Annotated in this window: 13 protein-coding genes; all 13 read right to left on the minus strand. The window is 40.5% G+C overall.

Annotated features, from left to right (window positions below; translation table 11 throughout):
* Positions 1 to 104: 104 nt before the first annotated feature.
* A complete protein-coding gene (locus M0M83_RS13100) occupies positions 105 to 557 on the minus strand; it encodes an enhanced serine sensitivity protein SseB C-terminal domain-containing protein (protein WP_125892166.1) in 453 nt (150 codons plus the stop codon).
* A gap of 112 nt (positions 558 to 669) precedes the next feature.
* A complete protein-coding gene (gene pepB, locus M0M83_RS13105) occupies positions 670 to 1,965 on the minus strand; it encodes an aminopeptidase PepB (RefSeq protein ID WP_125892168.1) in 1,296 nt (431 codons plus the stop codon).
* Between the two features lie 173 nt (positions 1,966 to 2,138).
* Positions 2,139 to 2,339 (minus strand): Fe-S cluster assembly protein IscX, encoded by a 201-nt coding sequence (gene iscX, locus M0M83_RS13110; RefSeq protein ID WP_004912658.1) that lies wholly within the window; start codon positions 2,337 to 2,339, stop codon positions 2,139 to 2,141.
* A 70-nt stretch (positions 2,340 to 2,409) separates the two neighbouring features.
* Positions 2,410 to 3,213, minus strand: coding sequence for a helix-turn-helix transcriptional regulator (locus M0M83_RS13115; RefSeq protein ID WP_248466703.1), 804 nt, complete (start codon positions 3,211 to 3,213; stop codon positions 2,410 to 2,412).
* A 44-nt stretch (positions 3,214 to 3,257) separates the two neighbouring features.
* Positions 3,258 to 4,445, minus strand: a complete 1,188-nt coding sequence (locus tag M0M83_RS13120) for an MFS transporter (protein ID WP_248466704.1) — start codon at positions 4,443 to 4,445, stop codon at positions 3,258 to 3,260.
* An 841-nt stretch (positions 4,446 to 5,286) separates the two neighbouring features.
* Positions 5,287 to 5,622: an ISC system 2Fe-2S type ferredoxin gene (gene fdx, locus M0M83_RS13125; RefSeq protein ID WP_042844637.1), complete on the minus strand. Its 336-nt coding sequence runs from the start codon at positions 5,620 to 5,622 to the stop codon at positions 5,287 to 5,289.
* Positions 5,623 to 5,624: 2 nt separating this feature from the next.
* The gene (gene hscA, locus M0M83_RS13130) at positions 5,625 to 7,475 is read right to left on the minus strand and encodes a Fe-S protein assembly chaperone HscA (protein ID WP_248466705.1); all 1,851 of its coding nucleotides are present in this window, start codon (positions 7,473 to 7,475) and stop codon (positions 5,625 to 5,627) included.
* A 12-nt stretch (positions 7,476 to 7,487) separates the two neighbouring features.
* Positions 7,488 to 8,009, minus strand: coding sequence for a co-chaperone HscB (hscB, locus tag M0M83_RS13135; RefSeq protein WP_213913173.1), 522 nt, complete (start codon positions 8,007 to 8,009; stop codon positions 7,488 to 7,490).
* A 95-nt stretch (positions 8,010 to 8,104) separates the two neighbouring features.
* Positions 8,105 to 8,428 (minus strand): iron-sulfur cluster assembly protein IscA, encoded by a 324-nt coding sequence (gene iscA, locus M0M83_RS13140; RefSeq protein WP_125892177.1) that lies wholly within the window; start codon positions 8,426 to 8,428, stop codon positions 8,105 to 8,107.
* Between the two features lie 200 nt (positions 8,429 to 8,628).
* Positions 8,629 to 9,015 (minus strand): Fe-S cluster assembly scaffold IscU, encoded by a 387-nt coding sequence (gene iscU, locus M0M83_RS13145; protein WP_248466706.1) that lies wholly within the window; start codon positions 9,013 to 9,015, stop codon positions 8,629 to 8,631.
* A 24-nt stretch (positions 9,016 to 9,039) separates the two neighbouring features.
* Complete coding sequence (locus tag M0M83_RS13150) at positions 9,040 to 10,254, minus strand: IscS subfamily cysteine desulfurase (protein WP_248466707.1); 1,215 nt, start codon at positions 10,252 to 10,254, stop codon at positions 9,040 to 9,042.
* A gap of 122 nt (positions 10,255 to 10,376) precedes the next feature.
* Entirely contained in the window at positions 10,377 to 10,874 is a 498-nt protein-coding gene (gene iscR, locus M0M83_RS13155) for a Fe-S cluster assembly transcriptional regulator IscR (protein WP_004264917.1), read from the minus strand.
* A gap of 119 nt (positions 10,875 to 10,993) precedes the next feature.
* Positions 10,994 to 11,725 carry a tRNA (cytosine(32)/uridine(32)-2'-O)-methyltransferase TrmJ gene (trmJ, locus tag M0M83_RS13160; RefSeq protein ID WP_248466708.1) on the minus strand — a complete coding sequence of 244 codons (732 nt, stop codon included), beginning with the start codon at positions 11,723 to 11,725 and terminating at the stop codon, positions 10,994 to 10,996.
* Positions 11,726 to 11,810 lie beyond the last annotated feature (85 nt).

Genomic DNA, 11,810 nt, shown 5'->3' on the forward strand with positions numbered 1-11,810 from the left:
ATGAAATGCTGTTTTTTAAATAGTAAGCAAAATATATATTTAATAAATGAGCAATATGGGTTTTAGGAGTGAGAAAAAACTCTCTCACTCTAATCACAGGGTCATTATGTATTCTTTACTGGGATCGTATCGCGTAAGAAGCTCCCAAGACGACGCTGATAAAAGGGTTGAACGTGTTGAGTAATAAAGTGGCTAACCCCTTGCTCATTTTCATTCACCACACAAAAATCAATAGATTCGTCATCAGCTAAGAACTCACACGCAAGTGTCCCTGCTTCATGAATTATGGTATCAATATTTTCCGCACCTACGGTAAACTCCAACGCTATCATTAAGATAGGCGTTTCTTCAGCAGCATCACTCTCTGTTGCGGAGACCATAAAACCGCGTCTGACCACTTTGTGTTGTTTAAAAAACTCAGTCAGCGCCTCAACAATCGCCTGCGGTTGTTCCTCTAACACACTTAATTTCAGTGATGAGCCTTTTGGCACGGTTAATTCCGTAAATTGGATCTCAGTTTCTTGGTTGGAACTGTTATTATTCGATTGCTGCGACATTGCCAATCCCCTGCTATGAAAAAGAATCGCTTATTATACTCGCAAATACGCCAAGGTAAAAAAATAGGCACGAAAAGTCACCTTCTCGTGCCTGTTATCAATCAAATATTTACTATTTTGATTTACTGATTAATAAGTTAGCCAGTGTTCTTACACCAGTACCTGTTGCGCCTTCAGCCCATAAGCTAACCGCGGATTTGCGGTAAGTCGCTGAGCAGTCAATATGCACCCAGTTTTGACGATAATTTTCAACAAAGTGCGATAAAAAGGCTGCCGCTGTACTTGCACCCGCGGTATGAGATGGTGCTGCAATGTTGTTTAAATCGGCAAAGCCTGACGGCAATTGTTGGCGATGGAACTCTGCTAATGGTAAGCGCCAAAATAACTCGAACTCTGCATCTGACGCGCTCATTAAGTCAGCAACTAATTTGTCATCGAAGCTTAATACTGAATGGTAGTCATTACCCACTGCCATTTTTGCTGCGCCTGTCAAGGTTGCTGCATCAATGATCAGTGTTGGTTTTTCTTTACTCGCATCAATCAAACCATCAGCCAATACTAAACGACCTTCAGCATCCGTATTCATAATTTCAACGGACTTGCCATTACGGTAACGAATAATATCACCTAGTTTGAATGCATTGCCGCTAACCATATTGTCAGCAATACACAGGAACATTTTCACGCGTTTTTGTAAGCCACGCGAAATCGCTAATGCCAATGAACCCGCTAATGTTGCCGCACCGCCCATATCCGCTTTCATTGAATTCATTGAAGCAGAAGGTTTGATGCTATAACCGCCTGAATCGAAGGTAATACCTTTACCCACTAACGCAGCAAATACGGGGGCGTTCGGGTTGGCACCCGGGTTGTAATCTAACGCTAAAAAGACAGGTGGACGACTTGAACCACGACCTACCGTATGAATACCGGTATAACCTTGTTCTAATAAATCATCACCTTTAATAATACGATAGCTAATATCTTGTGCGCCTACCGTGCAGAGTAAATCAATGGCGCGTTGTGCGAGTTGTTCTGGCCCCAATTCTTCTGCCGGTGCGTTAATCACATCACGTACCCAATCAATGGTACGAATGCGGTTTTCTAATTCTTTGCGGTCCGCTTCTGGTAATACAGGCCATTCAATCGTTCTAGCCCCTTTTGGCGCACGAAAACCTTGCCAAAATGCCCAGCTTTTTTCTAAATCCCAACCTTCGCCAGCCAAAGCAACATTACGGATCCCTTGGCCATCTAATTTACGGCCAGCGCTTTGTACTGCGCATAATTTACCTGCATGTTTCAGGTGGATTGTCATCCCTTTATCACTAGAGCTTAACAATGCGCCCTCACCCCAACAAGGTGCAGCTGGCTCACAAGAAATCATTACTGGCATAATTTGTTTTGTCATCGTTTTTCTCACTTTGTCTATTTTTGCAGACAGCAAAAGCCCATTTATTCTGTCTGCAGATGGCATTACCTTAACTGATAAATGCCAACAGGGATATCATTATAGTGCTGATATAAAATAAAAAACCGAGCACTATTTCTAATAGTCGCTCGGTCTTTAGAATAAATCCCTCGTTACTCGAATTCATCCAGCCAAACTAATAAAATAGCCTCTAGGATTTTCTCATTCGATTTTTGCGGATCATCATCAAATTCTTCTAAATCGCAAATCCACTGGTGCATATCGGTAAAGCGCACCGTTTTCGGATCAACATCTGGAAATGCATCATACAGGGCTTCACCGATTTCACGGCTATTTGACCATTTTAAACTCATGTTTTTCTCTCATTATATGAACAACTATTTTTCAAATTATAGTCCTTTGAATCATATCAACGGATCTTTTTCATCTATTCTTCATTATACTGTTTGTGAGAGGTAAATCGATAAGTGTTTCCAGACAAGCCAATGTAATGCCTTGCTCTTTTAATGCAGCAAACAAGCCACTTGATGATACATAAGGGCAACCCAATTTTTCTTTGATATTTTGAATTCGTCTATTTTCACTGGCTTCTGAACAACCTTGAATATAACTGATTTCTTTTACCTTACAGTGCGAAAGCAGTAGGCGTATGGTTATCATCTCTTTTCGTGTAAAACGAATATGGCCAAAACGCATATATTTTTGAGGATTTAATAGTTCCGGTGCAACATTCTTTGTTTGCCCCAATAATTGTGTTGTTATCGGAATATTCGCCCTCATAGGCAGTGTGACCTCGGGATTTTTTTTCCAAATTTGGTTGGCATACTCCGAAATGATAGGACGATGCTTATAAATAGATAACATCTCAGATAATGTGAGCTGCTTATTTGAATTTACCGTTGTAATTTCAAATGAATTTTCATATCTTGCGCATAGATCTATTTTAAATTTATTCTTCGTTGATTTTTCTAATGTTATATTATAAGCCTCAGAATAGTTACCCCAGTATTGGATGCTTGATTTCAATCTTTCCTCCATAAAAAGATCTAAATCATCATCCCAACATATTAACTGCCATTCATAATTATTTGAAACTATACTTATCTCTTTATTTTCCATATCAACACGGAAGTAAGTCAGGTCGATTTCATCCCAATCAAAATATATTGAGAATAAATCCGAAAATTCAGTGCATACATTTTCAAATAAACCATTTTCTATATTCATGATAATTACCTTTGATTATATTTATTGCAGCAAGGAATAAAAAACTATGCTTTTAGTTTAAAACAATTCATCTGATAGACTACAACTCCTGATAAACCACATAATGTCAAATAAATCCCAATATACATCAAGTTAAATTTAGTAAAATAAGAAAATAGCAAAGGAGTAATTCCACCCAGTATCGTTGCTGCTAAATTAAAGCCTAACGCTAACGAAGCTGTTTTTCCTTCAGAATATAGACATAACATGAATGAGAAATTACTTAAAATCATTGCAGCATAGATTGTTATTATAAATTGAATGCATATTACCCACTGAATAGATTGAGTGCCCATCAGCCAATAAGTAGGGAATGAAAATATAAACATCCCTAAGATGCCTAGTTTAAATACTTTCTCTGGCTTACTGTATTTATCTGTTAGCCATCCAACAGCAATCATAGAAACAAATAGTAGTGTAGATGATATAATTCCATATAATGTTTTAAATTCAACTAGTTTTAACTCTTCAAGAAACAACGGTGTTGAAATGTTTTGTGCAAAGAAAATCACTGTTCCCGGTATTGTTACAAGAAAAATAGGTACTAAATTTTTCCACTTAATCGAAAAATTATTTTTCTCTTTTGAGGGATGACTCGGTAACCTCACTCTAAACCAGAAACTGACAACTATATTTAATACTCCCAGTAATAAAGGTATCCTCCAACCAATATCTTGCATTACTTTAGGTTCAAGAATACGTTCAAGAACAAAAACAACAGAAAGTGAAATAATCACACCTAATACTGAACTTCCACAAATAATAGAAGAAACTCGTCCATATTCTGCTCGTTTAGCACTACTAATTAAATAAGTTACTAGCGATGGATATTCCCCTGCAAAACTAAACGATAGAGCCATTTGCAAAATTAAAATGATTATCGGTGTATATGAACCTAAAAGCTGGATGGGGAGCATTGCCATACAAAGTGTTGCTATACCAGTTATCAAGCTAGTTAAAACTAAAGCAGACTTCTTTCCCGCCTCTTCTGCATAACGCCCAATTATGTATCCACCAACAGGCCGAATAATAAAACGCAAAGCAAATATACCCCATACCATCTCTGTCGCTTGGTTATAGCCTAGCCGCTCTAATTCTGCGCTGAGATAACTCGATATTGCCGCAAAAACAGCAATATCATAATATTCAAGTGTATTACCAGCCACTGCGCCAAATCGATATTTCCATTTCATGATAAAATTCCTTTTTATCTCCAACTTTATTTAATTAGCATTTATATAATCATTAAATCATTATCTTTTAATCCAAAGACAACCGCTCAATATCGATATTATCTATAGCATAAAAAATAAAGTGTACAAAGTGAAAATTTAATTATTAACTTTAAATTAGCTGGTAAATAAAACTGAATAATTTCATAATATATAAACAATTCATTTATTAAAATGAAATATTATGAGTTGAATTTTAATTTCAAAAAAACAATAATAATGAAAATATTGAAATACAACAAAAAAATCGCCCTTATTACATATATAAATAGATATTAAGGACGATTTTCTGTTATTTTTTATAATAATTCACGTTGTCGCTAGGCGGCAAATGAGCTAATCCCTTGGAGCATACACCAGTATATGACTAAGGTTAGCGAAAGAAGCCCCCCTACAACGCGAAATATAACAAACTATTCAATGCTCTAAATAGTTCGTGTTGTAGGTAGGCGGCAATTGAGAGTATCTTGGGGAGCATATAAAAGTATGTGACCCAAATACTTGAAAGAAGCCAACACCCCTACAACGCGAAATATAACAAACTATTCAATGCTCTAAATAGTTCGTATTGTAGGTAGGCGGCAATTGAGAGTCTCTTGGGGAGCATACAAAAGTATGTGACCCAAATACTTGAAAGAAGCCAACACCCCTACAACACGAAATATAACAAACTATTCAATGCTCTAAATAGTTCGTGTTGTAGGTAGGCGGCAATTGAGAGTATCTTGGGGAGCATACAAAAGTATGTGACCCAAATACTTGAAAGAAGCCAACACCCCTACAACGCGAAATATAACGAGCATTAGTGTTCGCGGGCGTGATTAATAGTATATTTGGGTATCTCTACCACTAAATCCTCATCCGTCACTAACGCCTGACAACTTAAACGGCTTTCAGGCTCTAATCCCCACGCTTTGTCTAACATATCGTCTTCTAACTCACTACTCTCTTCCAGTGAATCAAAACCTTCACGAACGATACAATGACAAGTTGTGCAAGCACAGGATTTTTCACAGGCGTGCTCAAGCTCAATACCGCTGCGTAGTGCAACATTTAAAATAGACTCGCCTTCTTGTGCTTCAACAACAGCACCGTCTGGACATAAATCACTATGAGGTAAAAAAACTATTTTCGGCATAATTATATCTCATCCACAGAATGGCCTGACAACGCTTGTCGAATGGAGGTATCCATACGACGCGCTGCAAACTCCTGCGATTGCTTATCCAGTTGTTTAATGGCATTTTCAATTACGATTGGGTCAGTGCCCTCAACCGCTTTAATTAACTCATTGACCGCATTATCAATTTCTGACTCTTCTTCTGGCGTCAGTAAATTGCCATCTTGGGCTAATGCGCTCGTTAAACTTTCAAGCACTCTTGCAGCTTCAACTTTTTGCTCCGCTAAGCGGCGCGCATTTAAGTCATCTTGCGCGTTAGTCATTGAATCTTTAATCATGTTTGAAATTTCGTTATCTGTTAACCCATACGATGGCTTAACTTGAATAGAGGCTTCTATGCCAGTGGACTTTTCCATAGCGCTAACACTTAATAGCCCATCCGCATCCACTTGAAAAGTAACACGAATATGTGCGCCACCTGCAGCCATTGCAGGGATATCACGCAAGGTGAAGCGAGCTAATGAACGACAATCAGCTACCATTTCGCGTTCACCTTGCACCACATGAACGCTCATCGCCGTTTGCCCATCTTTAAAGGTGGTAAATTCTTGAGCGCGAGCAACTGGGATCGTCGTATTACGCGGGAGCACTTTTTCAACCAATCCCCCCATGGTTTCTAGGCCAAGGGATAACGGGATCACGTCCAATAACAACATTTCGCTGTCGGGTTTGTTCCCTACTAAGATATCCGCTTGAATGGCGGCACCAATCGCTACCACTTTATCTGGGTCGATAGATGTCAGTGGTGACTTACCGAAAAAATCGCCGACTTTCTGGCGTACTAGCGGTACACGGGTCGAACCACCAACCATGACAACGTTCAGCACCTCTTGCGCTTCAACACCTGCATCTTTTAACGCACGGCGACAAGCCATTAGTGTGCGTTTAACATGGGTTTCAATAAGCGCTTCAAACTGCTCGCGACGGATTTCCCCTTGCCAATTAGCAAGTTTGATTGTCGCAGCGTCCGCGTCACTGAGCATGACTTTGGTTTCTGTCGCCACATTAAGTAATTGACGATTTAACTGATGGTCACCTTGTAATGAAACCCCTGCCTGCTCTGCGATCCACTGTGCCAGTACTTGGTCAAAATCATCGCCTCCAAGTGCGGTATCGCCACCTGTCGCTAAGACCTCAAAAACACCGCGACTCAGGCGCAAAATAGAGACATCAAAAGTCCCACCCCCGAGATCATAAACCGCTATCACGCCTTCTTGTCCAGAATCTAATCCGTAGGCAATTGCAGCCGCAGTCGGCTCATTCAATAGGCGTAACACGTGTAAGCCTGCAAGACGAGCCGCATCTTTCGTGCCTTGGCGCTGGGCATCATCAAAATAGGCAGGAACCGTGATCACTACGCCATCCATTTCCCCACCCAATGTTTCTTCAGCGCGTTTTGCTAACGTTTTCAATATATCCGAAGAAACTTGAATAGGATCTACTTGGCCGGCAGCCGTTTGGATAAACGGCAAGCCATTTTCACTCACACTCAGCTGATACGGCAAATCAGGATAACGTTTTTGAATATCCGCCAATGAGCGCCCCATCATACGTTTAACTGAAATAATGGTATTCACTGGGTCTTGCTCCGCAAGTTGCTTCGCATCCCATCCCACTAATTTGCTTGCAGGCTGATAATTAACAACCGATGGTAATAAAAAGCGGCCTTGGTTATCTGGCAAAGCCGCAGCTTCACCACTACGCACTGTTGCAATCAAAGAGTGGGTGGTACCTAAATCAATGCCTGCCGCCAATTTGCGTTGATGCGGAGCTGCTGTCATACCGGGTTCGCTGATTTGTAGTAACGCCATAATCGTTTTCTCTTAAAATTCATCTAGTAACCGTTCTTCGAGTTGCTCAGCTTGCTGCTGAAGCTTATCGAGAAAACGTAGTTTACGTACGGTATCAGCGGCTTTTTCCCACTGCATGGCATCTAACTCTGTCACCATCAGTGCGCTTCGTGCTTGCTGCATTTTTTTGACGTTTTGCATAAATTTAGCCAATAAATCAAGTGCATCATCACTGTTTTCAATATTGTCTAACTCTTCACGTAGCTCAAGCTGCTCCATCAAGAATGCCGTATCATGCATAGTATGTTGTTCGTTATTAATGTCGAAACCATGCAATGAAAGCATATATTCCGCGCGTTTTAGCGGATGACGAAGGGCTTGGTAAGCAGCATTAATGGTTGCTGCTTTTTGCAGTGCTTGCATTTTTTCCTGTTCAGAACAGGTAGCAAAACGGTCAGGATGGTATTGACGCTGTAAATCTTGAAAACGTAGCGTCAGTTGTTCATTATCAATGGCATAAATGGGAGTTAACCCAAAAAGAGTAAAGTAATCCATAAGTGCTCAGTTTCTCGAACCGGTTACCAATACCACTAACATGTAAATCGCTTATATTAGTGAGATTGGCCGAAAATTAGGCTTAATTGAACGCATTATACGTGAAAACTTTCACCGCATCCGCATTCGCTATTGACGTTAGGGTTATTAAATTTAAACCCTTCGTTTAAGCCTTCTTTCACAAAATCCAGCTCAGTGCCATCAAGATAAACAATGCTCTTGCCATCGATAATGACTTTAACACCTTTATCTTCAAAAACTGTGTCTTCTTCATTGATTGTATCAGCAAACTCAAGAACATAAGCCATTCCTGAACAACCTGAAGTCCTTACACCTAAACGCAAACCTTCACCTTTTCCACGATTTTGCAGAAAAGATTGAATACGCAGCGCAGCACTTTCTGTAAGAGAAATAGACATTGCAAACCTCACTTTAGAAACAAACAAGGCAGATGCTACTCATGAGTCGCATCCGCCTTCAAATTATTTTATACCCATTTATTTCCAAGCTAAGAAACTCAGCGATGTTTAGCCTAGAGGCCATGGGTATTGTTCCAGTTATAGGACGATAACTTGTTGTTATTTATTAATATGGGTTGCCCTATAGACTGATTAAAAATTTATTTGCTTTGGCGTTTGCTTTTGTAATCAGCAATAGCAGCTTTAATTGCGTCTTCTGCTAGAATTGAACAGTGAATTTTCACTGGTGGTAATTCTAACTCTTCTGCAATTGCTGTATTTTTGATTGACTCAGCTTCATCCAAACTTTTGCCTTTCATCCACTCAGTCACCAGTGAACTTGATGCAATTGCTGAACCACAACCATAAGTTTTAAAGCGTGCATCTTCAATAATGCCGTCATCATTTACTTTAATCTGTAATTTCATGACGTCACCACAGGCAGGTGCACCTACCATACCACTACCGACGCTTGGGTCTCTGTTGTCAAACGAACCAACGTTGCGTGGATTTTCATAATGATCGATAACTTTTTCACTGTAAGCCATTTTTAAACTCCTGAAACCGTCTGATTAATGGTGAGACCATTCGATGCTGTTAAGATCTACGCCGTCTTTAAACATTTCCCATAAAGGAGACAGCTCGCGTAAGTGGCCAATTGCGCCATGAATCATTTTGATTGCATAGTCAATTTCTTCTTCTGTCGTGAAACGACCTAAAGAGAAACGGATTGAGCTATGTGCCAGCTCATCATTCATCCCTAAAGCGCGCAGTACATAAGAAGGTTCTAGGCTTGCAGAAGTACATGCCGAGCCTGAAGATACAGCCAAATCTTTTAATGACATCATCAGTGATTCACCTTCAACATAGTTGAAGCTGACGTTCAGAATGTGCGGCGCACCGTGTTCTAAATCACCATTGAGGTAAACTTCTTCGATATCTTTAATGCCGTTCCATAAACGCAGGCGTAAACCGCGTAAGCGCTCAGATTCCGCTGCCATTTCTTCTTTGGCAATACGATAAGCTTCGCCCATACCCACGATTTGGTGTACCGGTAATGTCCCAGAACGCATACCGCGTTCATGACCACCGCCGTGCTGTTGCGCTTCAAGGCGAATACGTGGTTTACGGCGAACATACAGTGCACCAATACCCATAGGCCCATAAAGTTTGTGCGCAGAGAACGACATTAAATCGACTTTTAACGTATTTAGGTCGATAGGCAATTTGCCCACGCTTTGAGTTGCGTCGACGTGGAAAATAATCCCTTTGCTACGGCATAATTCACCAATAGCTTCGATATCCTGCACTACACCAATTTCATTATTAACATGCATAATAGAAATTAAAATAGTGTCTTCACGGATAGCGTCTTGTAGGTCTTGCATAGCAATTAAACCGTTGCTTTGCGGTGACAGGTAAGTCACTTCAAAACCTTCACGCTCTAATTGGCGGCAGGTATCTAAAACGGCTTTGTGTTCCGTTTTACAAGTAATAATGTGGTTGCCTTTCTTTTTATAGAAATTAGCAGCGCCTTTAATCGCTAAGTTATCAGACTCAGTTGCGCCTGAAGTAAACACGATTTCACGTGGGTCAGCACCCACTAATTCAGCGATTTGATTACGAGCAATATCTACCGCTTCTTCCGCTTGCCAGCCGAAACGGTGAGAACGGGATGCTGGGTTACCAAAGTCCCCATCCATTGTTAAACATTGCATCATTTTTTCAGCCACACGCGGGTCAACCGGTGTTGTTGCTGAATAATCAAGATAAATTGGTAATTTCATTGCTCACTTACTCCAAAAGACAAGCTAACTTGACTTTAATTTTTAAAGATACAAATGGCGGAAACTAGATCTTCGTCTAACCACTCACCGAGATGTACCGACTGCAATTATTTTAATATTTTTTAAGCACGTACATTGATAATCGATTCAGGTGTGATCCCATTTGGCATGGTTTTACGCTGTTCGTTATCTTGTCTATCAGCAACAACCATGACTTCTTGGTTTTTAACCAGTTCATCAAGGCTAATGCTGCTTAGGAAACTTGTAATTCTGTCACTTAAATCACGCCACAGTGCATGAGTTAAGCAGCGGTCGCCATTTTGACAACCTTCTTTATTACCCTGACAACGTGTGGCGTCAACAGATTCATCTACCGCAGCGATTACTTCAGCAACAAAGATTTGGTCTGCGTCTCTACCAAGCAAATAACCGCCACCTGGGCCGCGAACACTCGAAACCAACTCGTTTTTACGTAAACGAGAAAAAAGTTGCTCAAGATAAGAGAGGGAAATCCCCTGACGTTCAGAAATGTCCGCTAAAGGCACGGGACCTGACTGAGAGTGTAATGCGACATCTAACATCGCAGTTACTGCGTAACGCCCTTTGGAAGTGAGTCTCATAACATATTACTCCATGGTAAATTATGGTCAGATTGTGACATTCCTGAGTAATTTAGTCAACTATTTACCTGACTAATTTACTCAAGTATTATTCACCTGTTTTTACCGTGGATTTCGCCTCACTTTTTCGCCCATTTTTCCATCGACGTTAAAATACCCCGCAGGATATGTAACTCTTGGGTTTCGATGTGTGCACGTGTGAATAAACGACGCAATTTATTCATAATTAAGCCAGGGTGCGCTTTACGAATAAAACCAGATTCATTCAATAAACTTTCAAGATGAACATAAAAACGCTCAACATCTTCTGATGGCGGGTATTCTACCTCATCATCTGTTGAAATTACCGTGTTTTTTTCATCCATTGAAAGATGCGCCATGCGTATCTCATAACTTACCAATTGAACCGCCATCGCTAAATTCAAAGAGCCGTATTCTGGGTTCGTGGGGATATACAAATGATACTGACATTTTTGTAGTTCTTCGTTGGTCAAACCCACTCGCTCACGGCCAAAAACGATAGCAACGGGGGATTCTTTGGATTGCTCAACAGATTTAACACCACACTCACGCGGCTCAACCATTGGCCAAGACAAGGTGCGAGAACGGGCACTGGTGCCGATCACTAACTTACAGCCTTCTAAGGCTTCATCGAGAGTTTTAACGATTGTCGCATTACCAATAACATCACTCGCCCCGGCAGAAAGTGCAATAGCGTGTGAATCAGGTTCAACAAGAGGATTAACGAGGTACAGATTAGAAAGCCCCATGGTTTTCATTGCACGGGCAGTTGAGCCCATATTACCAGTGTGTGAGGTTTCAACAAGAACAATACGGATATTATCTAGCATGGTTTATACGTTTAATGAAAAAATTATCGCAATAGCTTAACACAAAATTGCTTATTGTGACGAACATCTATATACTTCGGCACTC

Source organism: Providencia rettgeri (assembly GCF_023205015.1).
In the GTDB taxonomy this organism is placed as follows: Bacteria; Pseudomonadota; Gammaproteobacteria; order Enterobacterales; family Enterobacteriaceae; genus Providencia; species Providencia rettgeri_E.

Bases quoted from the DNA above. Each gene is read 5' to 3' on its own strand.
- M0M83_RS13100 (WP_125892166.1), bottom strand. From the start codon at position 557: ATGTCGCAGCAATCGAATAATAACAGTTCCAACCAAGAAACTGAGATC.
- pepB (WP_125892168.1), bottom strand. From the start codon at position 1,965: ATGACAAAACAAATTATGCCAGTAATGATTTCTTGTGAGCCAGCTGCA.
- iscX (WP_004912658.1), bottom strand. From the start codon at position 2,339: ATGAGTTTAAAATGGTCAAATAGCCGTGAAATCGGTGAAGCCCTGTAT.
- M0M83_RS13115 (WP_248466703.1), bottom strand. From the start codon at position 3,213: ATGAATATAGAAAATGGTTTATTTGAAAATGTATGCACTGAATTTTCG.
- M0M83_RS13120 (WP_248466704.1), bottom strand. From the start codon at position 4,445: ATGAAATGGAAATATCGATTTGGCGCAGTGGCTGGTAATACACTTGAA.
- fdx (WP_042844637.1), bottom strand. From the start codon at position 5,622: ATGCCGAAAATAGTTTTTTTACCTCATAGTGATTTATGTCCAGACGGT.
- hscA (WP_248466705.1), bottom strand. From the start codon at position 7,475: ATGGCGTTACTACAAATCAGCGAACCCGGTATGACAGCAGCTCCGCAT.
- hscB (WP_213913173.1), bottom strand. From the start codon at position 8,009: ATGGATTACTTTACTCTTTTTGGGTTAACTCCCATTTATGCCATTGAT.
- iscA (WP_125892177.1), bottom strand. From the start codon at position 8,428: ATGTCTATTTCTCTTACAGAAAGTGCTGCGCTGCGTATTCAATCTTTT.
- iscU (WP_248466706.1), bottom strand. From the start codon at position 9,015: ATGGCTTACAGTGAAAAAGTTATCGATCATTATGAAAATCCACGCAAC.
- M0M83_RS13150 (WP_248466707.1), bottom strand. From the start codon at position 10,254: ATGAAATTACCAATTTATCTTGATTATTCAGCAACAACACCGGTTGAC.
- iscR (WP_004264917.1), bottom strand. From the start codon at position 10,874: ATGAGACTCACTTCCAAAGGGCGTTACGCAGTAACTGCGATGTTAGAT.
- trmJ (WP_248466708.1), bottom strand. From the start codon at position 11,725: ATGCTAGATAATATCCGTATTGTTCTTGTTGAAACCTCACACACTGGT.